This window comes from Janthinobacterium sp. SUN026 (assembly GCF_030397625.1).
Classification (GTDB): Bacteria; Pseudomonadota; Gammaproteobacteria; order Burkholderiales; family Burkholderiaceae_D; genus Janthinobacterium; species Janthinobacterium kumbetense.
The window spans coordinates 187,480-209,290 of the sequence record NZ_JAPQNU010000002.1 but is presented as its reverse complement, the minus strand read 5'-3'; the positions used below and the strand labels follow the sequence as shown (position 1 = coordinate 209,290).

Sequence of the window (21,811 nt, the reverse complement as noted above, 5' to 3'; positions counted from 1 at the left end):
TGCACAACTGTCTCTATTTACTGGCCTGGGCCCCGCTGGCCCGTGCGGATTCCTGCTTCAGATAAGCGATCAGGTCGGCGCGGTCCTGCGCGGACGGCACCAGGTAGCCCATTTTTTGGCCGGGAATCAGTTTTTCCGGACCCGACAGCCATTGGTCCAGCGTTTTCTCGCCCCACACGATGGCGGACGCCTTCACGGCGGGCGAATAGTTGTAGTCGGCGACACTGCCGGCTTTCCTGCCGAACACGCCCTTGTGTGCGGGTCCCACGCCGTTGTAGTCGATCGAGTGGCAGGATATGCACATGGTTTTGTAGAGCACCTGGCCGTGCATGGCGTCGCCGGCGGTGGCGCTCCCGCTGAACGCCATCAGCGTGGCCGCGGCCAGGCCAGGGATGAAGCGGGGATGTTGCATGTTGAACTCCTTTCGCTTTGCGATTGCCAGGCCCCGATGCAATCGGGGCCTGCACATGCTATAACTGCGAAGGTGCGGCAAATATTCCCGCCTGTGCCGGTTTATTTTCTGGCGCAACCGTCATATCGGGAATAAACGGCAGGCAAAGCGAGTCTTGGGAGTTGAGACGCCAGACAGGCGGATGGGTGTTGATTTGAATGACATCGATAAAACCCGGTTCTTTGAAAAAATGGCCTTGCCTCACCTGGACGCCGCCTACAAGCTGGCACGCTGGCTCACGCGCAATGACCAGAATGCCCAGGACCTGGTGCAGACGGCTTTCCTGCGCGCCTACCGCTACATGGACGGCTACCATGGCGACGGCGCGCGCGCCTGGCTGCTGACGATCGTGCGCAATACGTATTACACGTCGCTGCGCGACAGCCGGCCGGAACACGCTGACATCGGCTTTGACGAGGAGCTCCATGGCCACGATGAGGAGGGATGCGGCAACCCGGAAGACATCCTGGCCCGCGCCGACGCGAAGGAGGCGGTCAACCATGCCCTGGATACGCTGCCGCAGCCATTCAGGGAAGTGCTGGTGCTGAAGGAGATCGACGATTTATCCTACAAGGAGATTGCGGACATCGTCGGCATCCCGATCGGCACAGTGATGTCGCGCCTGGCGCGCGGACGCAAGCTGCTGCTGGCGCGCCTGAAACAATCTGATGGTGAGAGCTGACATGGAGTGCAAGGAATCACAAGACAGGCTGTCCGCCTATGCCGATGGCGAGCTCGATGCCTCGGCCATGGCGCAACTGGCGCAGCATCTGGCCCAGTGCCCGGACTGCGCCAAAGCCTGCGAACAGCTGTTTGCCCTGCGCGCTGCGGTGAAACAGCATGCCGTCGGCCATGCCGCGCCCGCTTTCCTGCAGCAGCGCCTGCGCCAGGCGCTGCAGGAAGAGGGCAAGCAGGCAAGGAAAGCCCCGCGCGGCAGGAAATGGGCGCAACTGCCGTGGGCATGGATCAATTTTGGCGTGGCCAGCGCCAGCACGGCGGCCCTGGCCGTCACCCTGGCGCTGTATCTGTCCGTACCCTCGGACGCGGAACGGCTCGACCAGGAGATCGTTGCCAGTCATTTCCGTTCGCTGATGCCCGATCATCTGGCCGACGTGGCGTCCTCCGACCAGCACACGGTCAAGCCATGGTTCAGCGGCAAGCTCGACTTTTCTCCACCCGTGGTTGATCTGGCGCAAGTAGGTTTCCCCTTGATCGGCGGGCGCCTCGACTACATCAACGCGCGTCCCGTCGCCGCCCTCGCGTACCGCCGGCATCAGCATGTGCTGAACCTGTATGTCTGGCCCGACGGGGCACAGCGCGATGCGCCGCCGCGCCTGACTGTCAGGCAAGGCTATCATTTGCTACGCTGGAGCCGCTCCGGCATGCATTATCAGCTCATCTCGGACCTGAATGTGGCGGAGCTGATGGACTTCGAGCGGCGCTTCACGGCACAGATCGACAAGGAAAGTGTGCCGTGAATGCGCCGCGCCGCGCGCTTTACTTCAGCAAGGGCGCCACCTTGTCGCGCAAGACCGTCCATTGGGCGTCGTGCATGGCCTGGTTGGGGTCGTGTCCGGCCCGTTTCACCACGGTAAAATCCTTGGCCGGCGCCGTGATGCTGTCGAAGTAGCTGCGCGCAATGGCGGGCGAGGTGAGCAAGTCCGCTTCGCCCATGATGAAAAACACGGGCAAGTCGAAGCGCGTGCCCAGCGAGGGCAGGTCGACCTTGGCAAACATGCCGTCGCCGCGCATGCCAATGAACTGGATGTACGAGTAGTCATCGGCCGCCTCGGCATCGGCCAGCGCTTGCGGCGTGGCGTAGAACGGCGCCGGCTGCCACCAGTGCTTGGGCGGCGCATCCGTTGCCAATCCTTCATATTTGCGGTCGAAGCGGCGCAGGATGCCGAAGTTGCGCGGATCGCGCCAGGGCGGTGCGCCGAGCGCCGTCAGCTTGTCCACCGTGGCGGTATCGCCGGCCGCTTGCGCCAGAGCAAGCACTTCCCGGTACATGCCGGTTTCGTTGGCCCGCGCATTGACCACCTGCGCCGTGCCGATATACGCGTGGAACAGCTCTGGCTGCGCCTTGGCCATGTGCACGCCCAGGATCGAGCCCCAGGAACTGCCCATCAAAATGACTTTCCGCTGGCCCAGATGCTGCCCGATATAGCGGGCCACGGCGATGCCGTCGTCGCGCATCTGTTCCACCGTCAAGGGCAGCTCTTCCGTTGGGCGCTGTTTGCCATACGTCATGCCCGCGCCGCGCTGGTCCCACTGCACCAAGGTGTAGTGGCGTTCCCAGCCCGCATAGATGGCATCCGCGTAGGGACTCAGCGCATTGCCGGGACCGCCGTGGATGAACAGGATCACGGGATTGCCGCAGGCGGCGCCCGTGATCGTGATCCATTGCTCGATGCCATTGATGGGCACAAAGCCTTGCTCGTGGACGGACTGTGCGGGCGAAGCGCAGATGGACGGCGAAGCGGGCGGCGCCGCTTGTGCCGCGCCGAAACAAGATAACAGCAGCAATGCCAGGCCTGTGATGCGCATATCGTCCTCTTAGTTAGTTGGTGGGAACTGCAGCGTGCAATCCTGCGCCGGTTTGCCGGCGATAAAGCGGGTGCTGGCCTGTTCAAAACAGGCGGGCGCCGTCCACAGGATGAAATGCGGGGCGTTGTGCACGGTGGACAGGGCCACCTTGCCGGCCTTGTTCTGCGTCAAGGCCTGCACTTGCGCCTGCGCGCCCGCGTACGGGGTCTTCGGGTCCAGGGTACCCTGCAGTACCAGAGTGGGCGGCACTTTCGCCGGCAAGGCGCCGAAATAGGCGTCGCGCGGGTAGGTGGGCAAGCCGCCGCCCAGCAGGATGCGGGGCAGGGGACTGGTAAACAGCAAGTCCGCCTCGTCGCGGTCGATGTCGGCGGCGGCCCAGTCCGGGCGCAGCGACGCTTGCAGATTGTTTTCCGAATTGCTGATGATATTAACCAGCGGAATCGACAGCGGCGACTGGGGATAGCTGCCCAGGCCGGCTGCCGCCTGCGTCAACGTGGCGCGCACGGACGCCAGTTCCCCATCCTTGCCCTGGTCCAGCTCCTGCAGCAGATAGGGGATGCGGGCGCGGGCGGCAGGGACGTCGAGCATGCCGCCCAGGAAGTGTTTCAGGTTCTTGCCGGGGATCTTCGCCAGCAGCGCGGGATCGGCTTGCGCCTTGTCCAGCACGCGGCGGTACAGGGTTGTTGCCGGCTCGCCCAGTGCCGCGTGGCAAGCGGCATCCGCATCGCAGCGGGCCAGCACCTGCATGCCGACCGTGTTGACCACGTGCGAGCGCTGGCTCAAGTCCCAGCGCGCATCCGTCTGCGGCGGCACCAGCGAGTCGAGGATGACGCCCTTGACGGGCAGCGGCCCCAGCTGCAAGGTGCGCAAGACCAGTTGCGTGCCATACGACACACTGTATACATACATCGGTGGTTTGTTCTTGCCCTGTTCGCCTGCGATCAAGGCTTGCAAGTCGCGCGCCGCCATGGTGATGGAAAACTGGCCCGCGTATTCCGGCATCAAGTTGATGCCGGCAAAGCAGCTGCCCCATTCGGCACCCGCCAGGGCGCGGCCGCCGGGACTCCGTTCCGACTCTTCCACCTTGCACAGGCGCGAGGAATGACCCGTGCCGCGGTGGTCGGGGATGAGGAATTCAAAGCCGGGAAAGCTGCGGCGCAAGGTGGGCAGCAAGCTGTAGAACGAGGCGCCCGATTCGCCGGGGCCGCCCGCCACCAGCCACAGGGTGCCCTTGGCGGGCTTGCCGGCAGGCACGTCGGCGGCAATCTTGCGCACGAAGACGTGCATGGCGTCCGGCTCACCGATGCCGCGGCCCTGGGCGTCGTAGCTGCCGGGCACGTTCAAACCCGAGCACAGACTGCCGGGCACGGCCGTATCGGAGCAGGGGGTGAAGTACATCGGTTCGGCATGCAGGGAGGTAGCCAGCAAGGTAGCCAGCAGGGGGAGGCGGGGCAGAACGGTCATCGGCTACTTTGGCGAAGGTGGAGATCAAGCGCCAAAGTAGCGTTTTTTACAGCAATTGTCCAGATGGAAATATTTCTGCGTGGGACTATGTCTGCTTGCTATTGTGCAACAATCTCAAACCGTTGGCCACCACCAGCAGGCTGGCGCCCACGTCGGCAAACACGGCCATCCACAGGGTCGCCATGCCGGCCAGCGCCAGGCCGAAGAACACGGCCTTGATGCCAATGGCAAAGCTGATGTTTTGCACGAGGATGCTGCGCGTGCGCTGGCTCAGGCTGATGAATTCGGGCAACTTGCCCAGTTCATCGTCCATCAGGGCCACGTCCGCCGTCTCGATGGCCGTGTCGCTGCCGGCCGCGCCCATGGCAAAGCCGATGTCGGCCTGCGCCAGGGCGGGTGCGTCGTTGACGCCGTCACCCAGCATGGCGACCACGCCGAACTGCTGCTGCAAGGCCTTGATTTCATGCAGTTTATTCTCCGGCAGCAATTCCGCCTTGACCAGGCTGACACCCACTTCATCGCCGATGCGCTGGGCCGTCAGCAAGTTGTCTCCTGTCAGCATGACGGTGGTGACGCCCAGCGCATTCAGGCGGGCGATGGCGGACGCCGCCGTCGGGCGCAGCACGTCGGCCACGGCGATCACGCCCAGCGCGCCGGCCGAGGTGGCCAGCACCATGGCCGTGTAGGCTTGCTGTTCCAGCCGCGCCAGGATGGCTTGCAACTCCGGCGTCAGGGCGTTCAATTCCGTCATCAGGCGCGCATTGCCCAGGTAATACGTTTGTCCATCGATGCTGCCGCGCACGCCGCGTCCATGCAGGGCGGCAAACTGGGTGACGGGCAAGTGGCTGCTCGCGGGCGGACCCGCCTTGACGATGGCGGCGGCCAGCGGGTGGGCGGAATTGGCGTCCAGGCTGGCGGCCAGCAGCAGGATGGCGTCGCGGTCGCTGCCTTCCAGGGCCACCACGTCCGTGACGGCCGGTTTGCCCATGGTCAAGGTGCCCGTCTTGTCGACGGCGATGGCCTTGATGCGGTAACCCGTTTCCAGGAATTGTCCGCCTTTCACCAGTATGCCGCGCCGCGCGGCCGCCGTCAGGCCGCTGACCACGGTGACGGGCGTGGAAATGACGAGCGCGCACGGGCAGGCGATCACCAGCATCACCAGCGCCTTGTAGATCCAGGCCATGAAGGGCGCGCCGAAGAGCAGCGGCGGCAGCACGGCCACGAGGATGGCGAACACGACAACGGCCGGCGTGTAATAGCGGGCGAAGTTGTCGACGAAGCGCTGCGTGGGCGCCTGTTTTCCCTGGGTTTCCTCGATCACCTTGACGATTTTCGCCAGGGTGCTGTTGCCGCTGTTGGCGGTCACGGTGACGTCGAGCAAGCCCCGTTCATTGATGGTGCCCGCATACACGACATCGCCCACATCCTTGTCCACCGGCATGCTTTCACCCGTGATCGGCGCCTGGTTGACGGACGATTCGCCGCTTTGCACGATGCCGTCCAGCGCGATGCGCTCGCCCGGCTTGACGCGCATCAACGTACCGATGGCCACCGTGGCAACGTTCGCCTGGCTCCAGGCGCCGCTGGCGTCGGCCACGGTCGCCGTGTCGGGCGCCAGCTGCATCAGGCTTTGCACGGCATTGCGCGCGCGGTTCAAGGACAAGCCTTCGATCAGCTCGGCAATGGCGAACAGGAAGATGACCATGGCCGCTTCCGGCCACTGGCCGATGGCGATGGCGCCGAACACCGCTAGACTCATCAGGAAATTGATGTTCAGGGTGAACGTTTTCAGGGCGATCCAACCCTTTTTCAGGGTCGGCCAGCCGCCCGTGGCAATCGACAGCAGGGCCAGGGCGATAACGAGGGGCGAACTGTCCGCATGCGTGGTCCACGCCAGCGCTTCGGCGCCCGCCGCCGCCAGGCCGGAGACGACCAGCAAGCCCTTTTGCATGCCGCTGAGACTGCCTTCGTCCGGGTTACGGGAAACGGCGGCGTCCGCCTCCAGGGGAATGGCTTGCATGCCGATGCCGTGCAGGGCCGCTTCCACCGTGGCCAGTGTAGGCAGGGTGTGGTGCACGTCGAGCACGCGGTTCATCAGGTTGAAATCGAGGCCCACGACGCCGGCCATGGTGGCCAGCTTGTTGCGGATCAAGCGCTCTTCCGTGGGGCAATCCATGTTGGCGATGCGGTATTTGGCCGTGTTGGCGCCGGCGATGGCGGCGCTGGGCAGCGCAGGAGCGGACGCGGCGGCAGGCGTGGACGAGCACGCATGCTGGCTGGAACAGCAACTGGCCGCCTTGGGCGCAGGGCTGGGTTCGTGCGCATGCTTGTGGTCGTGCGCATGGGTATGGTTATGGCTATCGTGCGGCATCGCATCGTCCTTCCGGTTTCGTGTATGCTTCCATTAGAAACCCTGTAGCGGCTACAGGGTCAAGCGGAATTTGCATGTTGGAATGAAAAAGGGGATGCCATGCGTATCGGAGAATTAGCCAAACGGACAGATTGTGACGTGGAAACCGTACGTTACTATGAAAAGGCGGGCTTGCTGCAGGAACCGGGCCGCAACAGCGCCGGCTACCGCGAGTACCGGGAAGAACACCAGGAACGGCTGCAATTCATCCGCCATTGCCGCTCGCTGCAGATCGGCTTGACGGATATCCGCGCCTTGCTGGAATTTAAGAACAACCCGGCCGAAGGTTGTCAGAGCGTCAATGAATTGCTCGACCACCATATTCTGCGCATTGCCGAACAAATGGCGAACCTGCAAACCTTGCAGCAGCAACTGGTGACCCTGCGCCACCAGTGCGACCAGCCGCAGCCGTCGCAAGACTGCGCCATCCTGCAAAACCTGTCCGAGGCCGCCAGCGGCCACGACTGCGCCTGCCATACCGAACTTCATTGACGATTGCTGCATGCTGAAACTGTTACCTAAAAAAACTTTATTGACCTTATTCCTGCTGTCGCCGCTGAGCCATGCCGCCGATGCGCCGCCCGCAGCCGGACACTACCTGACCCTGTACGCCGTGCCGGGCGTGCCGCAAGACGATGACCCCTACACCTGGAGCACGGCCGGCGGCAAGCAGCTGGCGAAAGGCGTGACGAAGGCGGACGGCCGCGCCTATCTCAAGGGCGAGGAGGGCGAGGAAAACTATGTGCTGAAAACCGTCAGCATGCGCTGGCAGCTGAAGGTGCCGGCCAAGTGCTGGCAGGGCGCGCCGGAGGCCTTCCTGGATTGCGTGCAACTGGCCAAGACCACGAGCCGCTATGACGAAGAGCGGGAGGCGCTCAAGCTGGCGGAGCAGCAGAAGGAAGCCAGGATGCAGGCCAGGATCGCCGCCTACGCGGTGGAGGCCCGTGCCAACGACGATGCGCTGGCCTGGCTGGGGCGTTTGCCTGCGAACTGGACCCTGGAAGGGTATGGCAAGCGCCTGCTGGGCGTCGGCGACAAGATCGCCAGATACATCGCCGACGAAGTCCCGCAGGACGGGCCCGATGCGCGCCAGTTCGTCTGCCGCGCGCCCGCCGACTACGGCCCCGTGCCGGACCAGGCCTTTGTGGAAGCGTGGATGGCATTGCCGGATGACGCGCGCAAGGTGCGTGCCGGCCCTGCCTGGGATGCGCTGGCGGCGGCAGGCGGGAAGGGCAACTGGATGGCCCGCCTGGAACTGTATTACGCCTTGTCCAGCGTCAATGTCAGCGAATTGAGCTTGCTGGAACAGTACCGCATTGTGCAATTGATGGAATTGCTGCACAAGAAGAAGGTGGGCGGCCTGTACAGCTACTTCAGCGCCGCCATCCCGGCTACGCCAGGCAGCAATGACCACGCCGCCTGGCGCAGGCAAGACCAGGTTTTCCTGTATTCAGCCCTGCTGGGTGATTACCATCAGCAATACCGCATGGGCAATGTCTTGCTGCGGGACGCGGACCCCGCGCTGGTCGGGGCAGGCAAGGCCATGCAAGCCTGCGCCCGGGCCGCCATGCCGCACCGGCGCTAAGGCGCCAGCAACGGCGCGCCGCCTTCGCCCAGGCGGAAGGCGTCGACCACGCGCAATAGATCATGCGCCTGGTCCTGCATGCTTTGCGCGGCGGCGGCCGACTGTTCGACGAGGGCGGCATTGCGCTGGGTCAATTCGTCCATTTCCGTGATGGCGTTGTTGACTTCCTCGATGCCCTTGCTCTGGCGCTGGCTGGCCGCCGTGATGTCGTTCATAATTTCCGTCACTTGCTGAACGGAAGCGACGATATCGCCCATGGTGCGCCCGGCGCTGTCGGCCAGCTCGCTGCCCGTTTCTATCCTGGCCACGGAATCCTCGATCAATTGCTTGATTTCGCGCGCCGCCGTGGCCGAGCGCTGCGCCAGGCCACGCACTTCCGTGGCGACGACGGCAAAGCCGCGTCCCTGTTCGCCCGCGCGCGCCGCTTCCACGGCCGCGTTCAAGGCGAGGATATTGGTCTGGAAGGCAATGCCATCGATGACGGCGATGATGTCGACGATGCGCCCGGAACTGGCCTTGATCGAGCCCATCGTCTCGACCACCTGGCCCACCACGCGGCCGCCCTCGAGCGCCACGTTCGACGTCGACAGGACCATCTGGTTGGCCTGGTGTGCATGGCTGGCATTCTCTCGCACGGTATCCGTCAAGGCATGCATGGATGACGCCGTTTCCTGCAAGGAATGGGCTTGCGATTCCGTGCGGGCCGACAAGTCCGCATTGCCCAGCGCGATTTCGCTCGCTTCCACCGTGATGGTGGAGCCTGCCTGGCGGATGTCGCCCAATAAAGTGTTCCAGTTTTTCAGCACCGTGGCCAGGGCCCGCGCCAGCTTGCCCACCTCGTCGTCGCCCCGGGCGTCGATGCGCGTGGTCAAGTCGCCGGCGGCCAGCGATTCGGCGGCGCGGCAAGCTTCGTCGATGGGGCCCACCACGGAGCGCGCCACCCAGGTGGCGATCAGGGCCAGCAGGGCAAAGCCGATGGCCATGGTGCCCAGCGACAGCCAGCCGGCGCGCTGGCCCGCATTCTTGGTATCCTGCAAGGCATCGACAGTGCGGTGGTCGAGATTGAGCAGCACCTGGCGCAACTGCCCGCGCACTTGCTGGTAATGCGTGGCGGCATTTTGCATCGCCGCCACGCCCGTATTCGGGTCCATGGACGCCAAGTCCAGCGCCTGCGCCACGCTGGCACGGTAGCGTTCGATACCCGGCAGCGCCTGGCCCGCTTCCGTGGCGGCGCCCGAAAATGTCTGCAATTGCTGCAAGCCTTGCGCAATGGCGTTCAGCTGGCCATCCGTTTGCGCGCCGAATTGCTTGAACTGCTCATCCGACAGGCTGGCCGCGATGGCGATCTTCGCATACACGTCGGCGTGCACCTGGCCCAGGGCAATAGCTTGCTGGTTCGCAAGCCGCTCGGCCGTCAGGGTGACGTCTTTCAGTTCGCGCATGCGCTGCTCGTTCTGCTGCATGGCGAAATAGGACAAGGCCCCCATGGCCAGCAGGCAAGCCAGCGCGACCACCGGGACGATCAACATCTTCTGTGCGATTTTCATCGGAGCCCCTATCGTCAAGAGAGCGGACAACCATCCCGGCGCCGGCGGCGCGGCGGCTGGCTACAGGTAGATGCCGCCGCAGACGACGGTCTCGGCCAGCTTTTCGCAATACATCACCTTCGGCTCGATCTTCTTGGTTTCCGGATTCGTGAATTTGTATTCCTGCCAGAACGTGCCCTTGCTCTTGGCCAAGTCGACGCGCTCCTTGACGAAGGCCTTGCCATCGATATCTTTCAAGTCGATCAAGTTCTTGCCCACCATTTTCGGGTTGGCGCCATGCGCGGCGACCGTGCCGTCGAGCTTATACACGACCAGGTACAGGTCGTGCAGGATGAATTGCGGGGACTTGGCCGTGATCTCGCCATACGCCTTGGCGTCGCCGGCGCTCTTGATATAGGCCACGCCTTTCTTGACCATGGCTTCGGCGTCGGCGCGCGTGGCGCCGCCCTCGGCAGCGCTGGCGACACCGGGCAAGGTAGCGGCGGCAAGCATGAGCGACAAGCACATGGCAGGGGCGAACTTGGGCATGAGAATCTCCTTCACATTGCGGCTGGGGGAAGCCGGCGGGGGAACCGGCGCAGTAAGGCGGCGCCTATCGAAGTGCCGACGGCTCATGGTAGCGCGATGCCAGTGGGCATGCGCTGGTGCAACAGATATTTTTTCAGACGGGCGTTTTTGCAACGGCGCGTGCACATTGCCGCAATGGATATTTCATAGGGGAAAGGAGGGCGCAGCCTATCGTGTCGATAGTGTGGCGCGTGCGCCGCGCTACCAGCCGGCCGGGTCTTCCGCCGCCGCGCGCGCCAGGTCCTCGCGCCAGTCTTGCCGCACCAGGCGGTAGATATCGGCAAAGAAGGCGCGCGGGTCGTGCATTTCGTCCCACAGGGCCGGCAGCGCGTGCGTGCTTTCGGGGTCATGTTCGAGGATGGCCTGGAAATCGTAATCAGGGTCTTGCAAGGCCTGCGCCAGCACGGCCACCAGCGCATGGCGGTGGCGGTAGCTGAGTTCCTTGTATTGCGACGTGATGTCGCGCCGTATCAGCGCAGCGCGCTGGGCTGGATCGTTCATGTTCCAGGCATCCAGCTCCACGCCCAGGGTTTCTTCGCGGTCATACACGTCGAAGGGACCGAGGAAATGGTGCAAGGTGGGAAGGTAGGGGGCGTCGCTCCAGGGGCCGCGCAACCCCTTTTGTTTCAGTTCTTGCATGATGATTTTCCGTTCACGCGCACTCGGGCAAGGTCCAGCCTTCATACCCGAGGTCGGTCGGGTAGATGGCGCGGTTCTGGCCCCAGTGGGCATGGTCGAGAATGCCGTCTTCATGCATGTCCAGCACCCATTCCGTGCTTTCCAGCATAGTGCCATCCTTGTGGTACACGCGGAAGAAGGTGGATGTGCTGAACGCGCGCACGATGTTGTTCGGCACGCCGTTGCCGTAGTGCGGCACATAGGTCTTGATCACGCACGTACCCTGGTCGTTCCATTGCTGGGCATACACGGTGGCATTGCGCGCCGCGCTCACCTTGATGAAGAGCCAGCCTGCCAGCAGGATGAGGAACAGGAAGGCGGCGGCGATCAAGCCGGTTTTCTTGAGTAGCTGCATGAGGTCATGGCATGGCCGAAAACGAAGTTGCCGCATTGTATGTCAAGAGCAGAAATACTTGCTGTACAGCACGTACTGCAAGTATTTCCCCGCGTATGGCCGTCTATTTCGCCAATACCGCCTGCAGCGCATGCGCCATTTCCAGGTGATGTTGCAACGCCGGCAAGGTTTTCGTGGCAAAGGCCTTGATGTCGGGATCGCTCGCCTTCTGGCTGGCATCCGTGAACAGTTTCACGGCTTCCTTGTGCGCCGCCACGCCGATGGTGGCCGCATATTCCCTGTCGAAGGCCTGGCCTTCCAGGCGGCCCAGCCGGTCGATCTGCGCCTTGTGTTTCGCGCCGGGCTGGTTGCTGACCTCGATCTGCTTGCTGCTGGCCAACTGTTTCAGCGCGTCGGCCACTGTCGTGTGGGCGGTAACCATGGCGTCGGCGAATTGCTTCACTTCTGCATTGCTGCTCTTGCTTTGCGCTACCTTGCTGGCGGCGATTTCCGTGCTGCCCGCATCGGCGGCCTTGCTGAGGAATTGCTTGTCGTACGCGCCCGGCGCGGCGGCCGCGATGCTGTTGATGGCGATCCCGCTCAACAGCGCCACGGCCGCGCCGATGGCCACGCTTTTCAGGGAGGGGGTACGGGAACTGGTGGTGGAGATAGGCATGGGAAATCCTTTCAAGTATGGCGTTTTATGCAAGCTGATGACAATGTTAAGCCCTCAGCCTGCGCACACCCATAGGACAGGCGCGGCCATGCCCGTAGGACTAGTCCTGTTCGTTAGCGCACAGTTCGACTTGTTTAATAGCAAATAAAGCGGCGATGCCCGCATCGCGGCGCCAGGCGGGCATGCCGATATCGAGCCACTGCGCCATCGCTTCCAGGTGGGAGGGTTCCGAAACGCTGTGTTCGAGTTCCTCCAGCACCGTGTCGCGGTCGATATACAGGCTGTCCAGCCAGGCGTCGAACGAGGGCGCCAGCTCCATCAGGCCATGGGCGCGCTTGCCCGTCCACTCCGGCAATTCCTGCACATAGGCCAGCACCCGGCCGCCGCCTTCTTCCGTCAAGTCCAGGTAGAGCATGGAATTGCCGCCATCGCGGGCGAACGGCAGGATGCGCACCGGCATGTCCGCATGCTGGCGCGCGGCGCGGATTTCGCCGACCAGGGTTTCATCGCAGAAATCGCCTTCGTCGGCGCTGAAAAAGGTATTGAAGCCCATTTTTTCCACGCCGCCATTGCCGTCCGGCACATCGCACGTGTAATCGAACCAGGCGCCGTTGGCGACGCGTAAGAACGCCAGGAAGGCGGGCGGCAAGGGCGCTTCCAGCAAGGTTTCGATGGCGGCGATCTGCTGCGCCGTGGGGGCAGGCTTGGCGCCCTCGAGCGCCAGGTGGCGGTATTGCGTGTAATGGTTGCTCATTGGTACTCCTTGTCGTTATTCTTGTTCATATGCACTGGCGCCGCATCGTCGCAACCCGTCTCCACCTTGGCCAGTGCATCGACGAGGCCGGCGCGCAGCACGGCCATCGAACGGGCCTTGTCATCGATCTGGGCAATTTTCGTTTCCAGCATGGTCCGTTTGGTCTGCGCATCGAGTGCGTTTTCTTGCCAGACGGCAATAACTTCGGCGATTTCCTTCAAGGTAAAGCCCAGCGCCTTGGCGTGGCCGATCAGTTCGATGCGCCGCAACGCTTGCGCCGAGTATTCCTTGTAGTTATTCGTCATGCCTGGCTGCGGCGCTTCTTCCAGCAAGCCCTGGCGCTCGTAAAAGCGCACCGTATCCTTGCTGACGCCCGTCAGGCGGGTGATTTCACCGATGCGCATCGTTTCCTCTTGACCGTGGACTAAAGTCTACAGTTTACATTAGAAACACTCTCAACTACGACACGTTTGCCATGCTCCCATACGACTACACCAACCAAACCGTGCTGATCACGGGCGCCTCGTCCGGCATCGGCCGCGTCTTTGCGCAAACCCTGGCCGCGCGCGGCGCGCACTTGCTGTTGCTGGCCCGTTCCGGCGCCGTGCTCGATGGGCTGGCCAGGGAGCTTTCCCAACGCCACGGCATCTGCGCGCACGCGCTGGTGGCCGACCTGGGCTTGCCCGGCGCCGCGCAAGACGCCCATGCACAGGCGTGCGCCTTGGGCATGCCGCCCGACGTGCTGATCAATAACGCAGGCTTCGCCACGCATGGCAGGTTCGAGAGCATCGACCTGGCGCGCCAGGCGGCCGAAGTCACCGTCAATTGCACGGCCCTCATGGAACTCACGCACTGCGTCTTGCCGCACATGCTGGCCCAGGGGCGGGGCGCCATCATCAACGTGGCGTCCACGGCGGCCCTGCAGCCCGATCCCTACATGGCGATCTACGGCGCCAGCAAGGCGTTCGTGCTGTCGTTTTCGGAAGCGCTGTGGGCGGAAAACCGCCAGCGCGGCGTGCGCGTGCTGGCCCTGTGCCCTGGCGCCACGGACACGGCCTTCTTCGACGTGGTGGCCGCGCCCGAAGCGGCCGTGGGCAAGCGCATGGCGCCGCAAGCCGTCGTCGATGAAGCGCTGCGCGCGCTGGACCGGGGCCGCAGCAGCCATGTGGCGGGCCGGCCGAACCGGCTGCTGGCCTGGCTGCCGCGCTTGCTGCCCCGCCAGACCGTGCTGGGCATCGTGGAAGGCATGCTCAAGCCACGGACTTGATGCGCATCAAAACGCCATGGTGGCAAACATGGCCAGCACGGCCGTTGCCATGACGATGGTCGACAGCCAGCCCAGCACCCGCAGGCGTCTTGAAATGGTGAGCGTGCCCATGATGGCGGGGCGCGAGGCCATCACCATCATCAGGGCCATGATGGGCACGGAAATGACACCATTGATGACGGCGCTCCAGTACAGGGCCTTGATGGGGTCGAGCGGCGTGAAGCACAGGGCCGCGCCGATCACGGTGGCCGTGACGATGATGCCGTAGAACTTTTTCGCGGCCCGGGGCGCCAGTTCCAGGCTGTTTTTCCAGTGGAAGGCGCCCGCCATGGCGTAGGCGGCCGAGCCGGCCAGCACGGGAATGGCCAGCAAGCCCGTGCCGATGATGCCCAGGCTGAACAGGGCGAACGCGAACTCGCCGGCGATGGGGCGCAGGGCGGACGCCGCTTGCGCCGACGTGTCGATATGCGTGATGCCTTGCGCGCCCAGGGTCACGGCCGTCGTCAGCATGATGAAGAAGGCCACCAGGTTGGAAAAGCCCATGCCGATGGCCGTGTCCATCTTGATGCGCTGGAATTGCCGCGGCGCCTGTTCCGGCGCCCGGCGCAGGGCTTGCGCGCCGGCATCCGCCTGCAAGTCTTCCACTTCCTGCGACGCCTGCCAAAAGAACAGGTACGGGCTGATCGTCGTGCCGAACACGGCCACGATCATGGTCATCGAGGCGGCCGACCAGGCGAACTGGGGCCAGACGGTGCGCAGCGCCACTTCGCCCCACGGAATGTGCACGGTCAGCACGGTGGCCACATAGGCCAGCAAGCCCAGGGTCAGCCATTTCAGGATGCGTACATATTGTTGGTAGGGAATAAACACTTGCAGCAGCAGGGACAGCAGCCCGAAGCCCATGGCGTACAGGTGGGTGGGACCGCCGATGATCAGGGTCAAGGCATCTCCCATGGCGGCCACGTCGGCGGCGATATTGATGACATTGGCCAGCAGCAGCAAGCCGACGATGGCGTACAGCAAGGATTTCGGATAGTGGCGGCGGATATTCGTCGCCAGCCCATGCCCGCTGACCCGGCCGATCTTGGCGCTGATCACCTGGATGCCCAGCATCAAAGGGAAGGTCAGGCACACGGTCCACAGCATGCCGAAGCCGAACTGGGCGCCCGCCTGCGAATACGTGGCGATGCCGCTTGGGTCGTCGTCGGCCGCGCCCGTGATCAGGCCGGGGCCCAGCTTGCCCAGCCAGGTGTCGGACGGGGTCGCCGCCTGGCGGGCGGCCTGCTGCGGTTCTGTGTCTTGTTCACTAGACATCTATACGGCCTGTTTTTGTGCCACGAAGGCGGCCGTCCGGTAGGGCACGCTGATGCTGTCCCGCCCGCGCAAGGCCGGCTCCGACGCGACCAGCTGGCCAATCTCGTCATCGATGCGCTGGCGCGCCTGCGGCGGCAAGGCGGCGATAAAACTGGTGGAGCGCACGCGGTTGAACAGCACGTCTTCGGGCGATCCCGTGTGTTCCTGGGAAAATTGTGTTTCCTGCAAGGGAGTAAACCCCGCATGGGGGAAGGCCCGGCGCCAGGCGCCCGTGTAGTAGCGGGGCGTGTCGCCTTCCGCCTGGTTGACGATGGCGTCCAGTCTTGCCACCCAGGGCACGCTGGCGTCGCGCAGATTCCACACGAGGCCCAGCCTGCCGCCCGGCTTGAGCACGCGCCAGATTTCATCGAGCGCCTCCGGGGTGGCGAACCAGTGAAACGCTTGCGCGCAGACCACGGCGTCGACCGAGGCGTCGGGCAGGGGAATGGCCGTTGCCGTACCCGCCAGCGCCTGGACTTGCGGCAAGGCCGCGGCCAGTCTTGCCAGCATGGCAGGCACGGGTTCCACGGCTATCACCGTGGCGCCCGTGTCCAGCAGGCGCGGCGTGAACTTGCCCGTGCCGGCGCCCAGGTCCAGCACGGTGGCGCCCGGCCCCAGACCCAGGCTATCCTGCAGCCAGGCCGACACTGCGGGGGGATAATCGGGCCGGCCCTTGACGTAGCTGGCGGCCGCCGTGGCATAACCGCCGGCTGCCGCGTGGTGGATATTGCTGCTCATGCAAGACTCCTTGGCGTGGTCGTGGCATGAGCGTAGCAGATTACGAACGCGATGGGGCGTCAGTAGCGCGCATCCTTGGGCTTGCCGCCCTTCGGCCAATCCTTGACCTTGTCGGGGAAGTCCGGGCGCGGCATGTGGGTAAAATATTCGGCCACGTCGACGGCGTCCTGGTCGGACAGGTTGCCTTGCCCCAGCGGGAATTTCTGGCCGTGGCCCATCACCATGTTCGCCTTGACGAAGCCGGCCGCCGTGTAGGTGCGGGCCATGCCGGCGCCGATATTGAAGGAGCGCTCGCCCCACAGCGGCGGGAAGGCCACCACGCCGTTGGCGCCGCGGATGCCTTCGCCATTCGCGCCATGGCAGACGGCGCATTGCTCGGCGTACACTTTTTTGCCGTGCACGGGGTCGGGCAGCAGGTTGCGGTCGATCTTCGCCACGCCCCGTCCCGGCACCTTGTCGTTCGCCTGCGTGGCGCCCTTCATCCAGTCGATATAGGCGACCATGGCCTGCAGGTCGGGACCATCCACGGGCAGGGGCTTGCCGTGCATGGAGCGGCGGAAGCAGCCGTTGATGCGCTCGCCCAGGCTGATGACCTTGCCCGCGCGCGGCGCTTCCGCCGGGAAGAAGGCGGAAATGCCGAGGAAGGGCGAACCGTTGGCCACGGTGCCGCCATTCAGGTGGCAACTGCTGCAATTGAGGTCATTGCCCACGTTTTGCGGCAGGCGCGTGCGGGTTTCCGTCATCAGCTGCATGCCGTGGATCAATTGATTGGCGTTCGGGTCGGCCGTCAGGGCGGCGAAGCGGGGCGTGACGAAGCCGCCCGCATCCGGCGCCTTGAGCTTGAGCTCCTTGCGCACCTTGGCGATGTGGCCGGGCGTGACGGGCGCGCCGTGGTTGCCCCATTTGCCGCGCACGAAGGTGAGGATTTCCGCCAGTTCCGTGTCGGACAGGCGGTCATATGCGGGCATGCCGAAGGAACGGGGCGACTGCTGCGTGACGGCCGACTGCCAGCCGGTCAATGCGATATGGATGACGGAAGTAGCGTCCTTCGACTGCACCGAGTCGTTCTGCGCCAGCGGCGGGAAGATGTTTTCCACGCCGCGGCCGTCGCGGCGGTGGCAGGTGGCGCAAAACTGCAGGTAGCCGAGACCGCCGCGCGTGTTGTACAGCGCGTCGTTGCCGGCCGCGACAGCCGGCGCCGGTTTGCTCTGCTGCACTGGCGCGCCCGGCTTGGCCGGCAAGCCGTGCAGGTAATGCGCCAGCGCATCGAGGTCGCCGTCCGTAAAGTATTGCGTGCTGTGCGTGATGACTTCCGTCATGCTGCCGGCCGCCGTGCCGAAGCTGTTGCGGCCCGTTTTCAGCAATTGCACGATGTCGGCCGGCGTCCACAGATTGCGCAAATTGACGGCATGCCAGCCGTCGAAGGTGAAGCCGGACAGATAATGCTTGCCGCTGCTGCCATCCTGGCCCATGGTTTTTTCCTGGAAAGCCACGCCGCGTGGCGTGTGGCACGAGCCGCAATGGCCTAGCCCCTGGGCCAGATAGCTGCCCCGGTTCCACATGGCCGACTTGGCGCTGTCGGGCTTGAATGGCGCATCGTCGAGGAAGACGGCGTTCCACAGCGACAAGCCCCAGCGCATGCTGAACGGCCATTTCATGTCCGTTTCGCGGTTTTGCTGCGCCACGGGCGCCACGCCCCGCTGCAAATACGCGTACAGGGCCTGCATGTCGTCGGGCGTGATCTTCGCGTAGGAAGGGTAGGGCATGGCCGGATACAGGTTGTGTCCGTCCGCCGCCACGCCCTTGCGCATGGCGCGGTCGAATTGCGCGAAGGTGTACGTGCCCAGGCCCGTCTTCGCATCCGGCGTGATATTCGTGCTGTAGATGGTGCCGAACGGCGTTTTCAATTCCAGGCCGCCGGCCATGGCGGCGCCGTTCGGGCTCGTGTGGCAAGCCACGCAGTCGCCCAGGCGGGCGACATACTCGCCGCGCTTGATCAGCTCGGCCGAGGCGACGGGTTTGGACGGCACTGTGGCGGGCGCGGCCCAGGCGCTGGCGCAGAAGGCCAGCATGCCCAGGAGCAGCAGCCAGGTAGTGATCGGAAAGAAGACGGCAGGAGGGCGGCGCGAGCCGCGATGCAGGATGGAAATGGCGTTCATGGTGACCCTTTATTATTCGGGCCAAGCTTACGCATTCCTTCCCAAGGCGAAAATTGGGAGTTTCTTTCGATCGACTAGGTAATTTTGCCTAGTGCATTGCGGCAACAATTCGTGTATGCCAACGCCAGCCGCCTGCCTGCCTCAGCCCATATATGCATACTCGGGCAGCGCGATGGCATCCGCCTTGGGCGTCAGGAACCTGGCCAGTATCGTCTTGATAATTGGCACGTTTGACATGCGCAACATCGCATGGCCGATGGCGATCCCGGCGCGCGAGTGCGGCGAGGCCAGGCGCGGCGCGAAGGTGGGCACGCTTTGCGCCTGGTCAACATACGGGCGCATGATCGCTTCATACGCAGCAAACGCTTGCGCGTGATCGTCATGGCGTCCCAGTTCTCCCGCCAGCACGTAGGCGCCGCACATGCCCAGGCTCGTGCCCATGCCGCTGATGGGCGAGGCGCAATAGGCGGCGTCGCCGACAAGGGCAATCCGTCCCTTCGACCAGCGCGGCATTTTGACCTGGGAAATCTGGTCGAAATACAGGTCGGTGGCGTCATCCAGGGCCGCCAGGATGCGCGGCGTCTCCCACTTCAGGGCGCCGAATTTCTGCTTCAGCAGGGCTTTTTGCTCGGTAATCGGCAGTTTTTCATAGGCGCTGGGCGCTTCCTGGAACGACAGCAGGGCGCGCGTGGTGCCCAGGTTATCGGGACGCAGGCACACGCTCAAGCCGCCCGGGGCGTTGAACCAGCGCATCTGGCGTTCGTCGCCCGGCGCGCGCGGGATGGTGAAATAGGCCGTATAGAGTTTGAACGAGCGGCGTTGGACTTCATCCCCGAACACGAGTTTGCGTGTATGCGAACCGACGCCTTCGGCGCCGATGACGAGATCGAACACTGCTTCGCCGCCCTGTTCGAAGCGTACCTTGACGCCATGGGGCAATTCTTCCAGCGCGGCGATGCTGTCGCCAAAGCGGTAGTCGACCGCGTCGCGGCCATGCTCGATCAGCAGCTTGGCCAGTTCCCCCCGCAAAATTTCCAGCTCGGCCACGGGACCGTTGCCGCCAAAGGCCCCGATGCCGAATTCCGCCTGCGTGCGGTCTTGCGCGTCGACAAACCGGAGTCCATCCTCATGCGTGGTCTTGGCGCGGATGGCGCTCTCGAGTCCCATGCGCTGCGCCACCAGCTTGCCTGCGCCGCGCACGTCGATCGTTTGTCCGCCATCGCGAAACTCGGGCGCCCGCTCGACAACGGTGACGTCCATGCCCAGGCGCGACAGCCAGTAAGCCAGGGTCGGGCCGGCAACGCTGGCCCCCGTGATCAGGATTTTTCGTTTGATCGTCATTTGATTTTCTTTTCTGTTGTGGTTGGCAAAGTGGTCTGGTAAACCGTGATCACTTGCTGGAGAAAGTGTTCTATCGTCGTCCGCTCGTCGGCGGACAAGCCGCTCAGCACGGCGTCCAGTCCGTTGAGCATCGGCGCGATATGCGTGTAGGTTTGCGCCACCGAGGCTGGCACGGGATGGACGAGCACGCGGCGCTTGTCGTCTTGCTGGCGCACGCGCGTCACGTGGCCGGCCCGTTCCAGGCGGTCGATGACGAGCGTGACGCCCGCCGTGGTGACGGCAAGGCGCGCGGCCAGCTCATTCGGAGACAGCGGACCGTGCGTGATCAACTGCTCCATCAGAGCCAAATCGGTCTGGTTGATGCCCATCGCGTTGCTCAGGTGCAACGCCGTTTCGCGCGTCAGGATCGCGATATCCTGCAACTGGCGGCCGATGACGTCGCCGGCGATGTGCATGCCGCGCGGATCGTCGGCCGCGAATGCTTGATTGTGTGTTGGCTGGTCATGCATGATTTACCTCAAGTTCAGATTTTGCAGCAGTGGGAAAGAAGAATGTCACGCCCATGAAGGCGATCAGGATGCAGGTCTGGATCGTCAATGCGGCGCTGAGCGCCCGGTCCGGCGTCAGGGCGGGATGCGCGGCAAAAAATGCGCCGCTGAACAGGGCCACGCCGATCGATGCGGCGATCGATTGCACGGCAGACAGCACGCCGGAACCGGAGCCGATCTGCTTGTTGTCCAGCGACGCCAGAATGATGCTGAACAAGGCTGCGATCACGAGGCCTGCCCCGATGCCGCAGACGAGCATGCCGGGCACGACATGCCACGCAGAAAATGCCGCCGTATTGCCCAGTTCAAATTGCAGCAGCGCCACGCCGGCAAGCTGGACACCGGCTCCCAGTTGCAGCACCTTGCGGCCGAAACGGGCCGCCAGGAACGCGCCGCTCAGGGTGGCGCCGCAGGCCGTACCCACGGCGAATGGCAGGTTGGCAATGCTTGCTTCGCCCGCCGTCAAGCCATGCCCGATCTGCAGGAAGAGCGTCAGCACCAGCTGCATGCCGACGAGCGAACAAAAGAACAAGGCGATGCCGGCCAGCCCGGCCGTGTAGGCGGAGCGCTGGAAGATCGACGTCATGATGAGCGGCGTCTGCCCGGCGCGCACCATCGCGGACTGGCGCAGGCCGAACAGGCCGAAACCCAGCACCGCCATCGCCAGCATCGGCCATCCCCACGCCGGCCACGCTCCCGCCTCGCCCAGCGGCAAGACGAGGAACACGGACGACAGCACCAGCAGGCTGGCGCCGGGGACGTCGATGTGGACGGAGCGGTCTCCCGGACGGTGGGGCAGGTAACGGCGCGCCACCAGGAAGCAGGCGATGCCGATCGGAATATTGATCAGGAACATGGCTCTCCAGCCCAGGCCGAATACGTTCGCTTCGAGCAGCATCCCGCCCAGCACGGGACCGAGTATGCCCGCCAGGCCCAGGATGGGACCGAAGATGCCAAACACCTTGGCCAGGGCCGGTCCCTGGTAGTTTTCACGCAGCAAGCCCAAGCCTTGCGGCAACAGCATCGCGCCGGCCAGCCCTTGCAGCAGGCGAAAGACGATCAACAATGCGATGGTCGGCGCCACGGCGCACAACAGCGAAGCGATGGTAAAGGCGGCCAAGCCGTATAGAAACATGGCGCGCCGCCCGTAGCGGTCGCCCAGCCTGCCGCCGAGCACCAGGCCGGCGCCCAGTGCCAGCGCATAGCCGCCGATCACCCATTGCATCTGGGCGGAACTGGCGCCCAGCGACTCGATCAGGGCAGGTCCGCCGACGTTGACGATGGTGGATGCGGCAAGGTCCATGATCTCGGAAACGATCATGACCAGTAAAATGGGCCAGCGAGGCAGTGCAGCAGTCTTCATACGAATTAATAGCTAACTTAGTTAGTAAT

General features: G+C 64.1%; 22 protein-coding genes. 5 read left to right on the top strand and 17 right to left on the bottom strand.

What is annotated here, in order from left to right; genetic code table 11:
- Positions 1–13: 13 nt before the first annotated feature.
- The gene (locus tag OX459_RS10740; RefSeq protein ID WP_289904989.1) at positions 14–412 is read right to left on the bottom strand and encodes a c-type cytochrome; all 399 of its coding nucleotides are present in this window, start codon (positions 410–412) and stop codon (positions 14–16) included.
- A gap of 229 nt (positions 413–641) precedes the next feature.
- Here OX459_RS10740 and OX459_RS10735 point away from each other — a divergent pair, with 229 nt between their 5' ends.
- Positions 642–1,133, top strand: coding sequence for a sigma-70 family RNA polymerase sigma factor (locus OX459_RS10735; protein ID WP_289904988.1), 492 nt, complete (start codon positions 642–644; stop codon positions 1,131–1,133).
- Entirely contained in the window at positions 1,120–1,929 is an 810-nt protein-coding gene (locus tag OX459_RS10730; protein WP_289904987.1) for an anti-sigma factor, read from the top strand. The genes OX459_RS10735 and OX459_RS10730 overlap by 14 nt, the downstream gene beginning before the upstream one ends.
- Before the next feature lie 19 nt (positions 1,930–1,948).
- Here the strand turns inward: OX459_RS10730 and OX459_RS10725 are convergent, their stop codons facing one another.
- The 3 genes from OX459_RS10725 to OX459_RS10715 form a co-directional block, all read right to left on the bottom strand.
- Positions 1,949–2,998 (bottom strand): alpha/beta hydrolase, encoded by a 1,050-nt coding sequence (locus OX459_RS10725; protein WP_289904986.1) that lies wholly within the window; start codon positions 2,996–2,998, stop codon positions 1,949–1,951.
- Between the two features lie 9 nt (positions 2,999–3,007).
- Positions 3,008–4,462 carry an alpha/beta fold hydrolase gene (locus OX459_RS10720; RefSeq protein WP_289904985.1) on the bottom strand — a complete coding sequence of 485 codons (1,455 nt, stop codon included), beginning with the start codon at positions 4,460–4,462 and terminating at the stop codon, positions 3,008–3,010.
- Positions 4,463–4,547: 85 nt separating this feature from the next.
- Positions 4,548–6,833 carry a heavy metal translocating P-type ATPase gene (locus tag OX459_RS10715; RefSeq protein WP_289904984.1) on the bottom strand — a complete coding sequence of 762 codons (2,286 nt, stop codon included), beginning with the start codon at positions 6,831–6,833 and terminating at the stop codon, positions 4,548–4,550.
- A 99-nt stretch (positions 6,834–6,932) separates the two neighbouring features.
- Here OX459_RS10715 and cadR point away from each other — a divergent pair, with 99 nt between their 5' ends.
- Together cadR and OX459_RS10705 are read left to right on the top strand one after the other, a co-directional pair.
- Positions 6,933–7,364 carry a Cd(II)/Pb(II)-responsive transcriptional regulator gene (cadR, locus tag OX459_RS10710; protein ID WP_034787498.1) on the top strand — a complete coding sequence of 144 codons (432 nt, stop codon included), beginning with the start codon at positions 6,933–6,935 and terminating at the stop codon, positions 7,362–7,364.
- 10 nt (positions 7,365–7,374) lie between these two features.
- The gene (locus tag OX459_RS10705; RefSeq protein ID WP_289904983.1) at positions 7,375–8,457 is read left to right on the top strand and encodes a hypothetical protein; all 1,083 of its coding nucleotides are present in this window, start codon (positions 7,375–7,377) and stop codon (positions 8,455–8,457) included.
- Here the strand turns inward: OX459_RS10705 and OX459_RS10700 are convergent.
- The 7 genes from OX459_RS10700 to OX459_RS10670 all read right to left on the bottom strand — a co-directional run bounded on the left by OX459_RS10700 (position 8,454) and on the right by OX459_RS10670 (position 13,417).
- Positions 8,454–10,004, bottom strand: a complete 1,551-nt coding sequence (locus OX459_RS10700; protein WP_289904982.1) for a methyl-accepting chemotaxis protein — start codon at positions 10,002–10,004, stop codon at positions 8,454–8,456. The genes OX459_RS10705 and OX459_RS10700 overlap by 4 nt on opposite strands.
- A 60-nt stretch (positions 10,005–10,064) precedes the next feature.
- Complete coding sequence (locus OX459_RS10695; protein WP_328572601.1) at positions 10,065–10,532, bottom strand: cache domain-containing protein; 468 nt, start codon at positions 10,530–10,532, stop codon at positions 10,065–10,067.
- A gap of 240 nt (positions 10,533–10,772) precedes the next feature.
- Positions 10,773–11,210 carry a hypothetical protein gene (locus tag OX459_RS10690; RefSeq protein ID WP_289904981.1) on the bottom strand — a complete coding sequence of 146 codons (438 nt, stop codon included), beginning with the start codon at positions 11,208–11,210 and terminating at the stop codon, positions 10,773–10,775.
- Between the two features lie 13 nt (positions 11,211–11,223).
- Positions 11,224–11,604 carry a hypothetical protein gene (locus OX459_RS10685; RefSeq protein ID WP_099667984.1) on the bottom strand — a complete coding sequence of 127 codons (381 nt, stop codon included), beginning with the start codon at positions 11,602–11,604 and terminating at the stop codon, positions 11,224–11,226.
- A gap of 103 nt (positions 11,605–11,707) precedes the next feature.
- Positions 11,708–12,259: a DUF4142 domain-containing protein gene (locus tag OX459_RS10680; protein ID WP_289904980.1), complete on the bottom strand. Its 552-nt coding sequence runs from the start codon at positions 12,257–12,259 to the stop codon at positions 11,708–11,710.
- A 100-nt stretch (positions 12,260–12,359) separates the two neighbouring features.
- The gene (locus OX459_RS10675; protein WP_099667982.1) at positions 12,360–13,013 is read right to left on the bottom strand and encodes an SMI1/KNR4 family protein; all 654 of its coding nucleotides are present in this window, start codon (positions 13,011–13,013) and stop codon (positions 12,360–12,362) included.
- Entirely contained in the window at positions 13,010–13,417 is a 408-nt protein-coding gene (locus tag OX459_RS10670; protein ID WP_289904979.1) for a MerR family transcriptional regulator, read from the bottom strand. The genes OX459_RS10675 and OX459_RS10670 overlap by 4 nt, the downstream gene beginning before the upstream one ends.
- Positions 13,418–13,488: 71 nt before the next feature.
- Between OX459_RS10670 and OX459_RS10665 the strand changes: the two genes are divergently transcribed.
- On the top strand, positions 13,489–14,280 hold the full coding sequence (locus OX459_RS10665) for an SDR family oxidoreductase (RefSeq protein WP_289904978.1): 792 nt from the start codon (positions 13,489–13,491) through the stop codon (positions 14,278–14,280).
- Positions 14,281–14,286: 6 nt separating this feature from the next.
- On the opposite strand, the gene OX459_RS10660 is transcribed toward OX459_RS10665, so the two are convergent.
- The 6 genes from OX459_RS10660 to OX459_RS10635 form a co-directional block, all read right to left on the bottom strand.
- The gene (locus tag OX459_RS10660; protein ID WP_289904977.1) at positions 14,287–15,594 is read right to left on the bottom strand and encodes a divalent metal cation transporter; all 1,308 of its coding nucleotides are present in this window, start codon (positions 15,592–15,594) and stop codon (positions 14,287–14,289) included.
- Positions 15,595–16,371, bottom strand: a complete 777-nt coding sequence (locus tag OX459_RS10655) for a class I SAM-dependent methyltransferase (protein WP_289904976.1) — start codon at positions 16,369–16,371, stop codon at positions 15,595–15,597. It lies immediately after the preceding gene.
- A gap of 59 nt (positions 16,372–16,430) precedes the next feature.
- Complete coding sequence (locus OX459_RS10650) at positions 16,431–18,443, bottom strand: c-type cytochrome (protein ID WP_289905581.1); 2,013 nt, start codon at positions 18,441–18,443, stop codon at positions 16,431–16,433.
- A gap of 228 nt (positions 18,444–18,671) precedes the next feature.
- The gene (locus tag OX459_RS10645) at positions 18,672–19,871 is read right to left on the bottom strand and encodes an FAD-dependent monooxygenase (RefSeq protein WP_289904975.1); all 1,200 of its coding nucleotides are present in this window, start codon (positions 19,869–19,871) and stop codon (positions 18,672–18,674) included.
- Positions 19,868–20,380, bottom strand: coding sequence for a MarR family transcriptional regulator (locus tag OX459_RS10640; RefSeq protein WP_289904974.1), 513 nt, complete (start codon positions 20,378–20,380; stop codon positions 19,868–19,870). The genes OX459_RS10645 and OX459_RS10640 overlap by 4 nt, the downstream gene beginning before the upstream one ends.
- Positions 20,373–21,722, bottom strand: coding sequence for an MFS transporter (locus tag OX459_RS10635; protein ID WP_289904973.1), 1,350 nt, complete (start codon positions 21,720–21,722; stop codon positions 20,373–20,375). Before OX459_RS10635 ends, OX459_RS10640 begins: the two co-directional genes overlap by 8 nt.
- Positions 21,723–21,811: the final 89 nt, after the last annotated feature.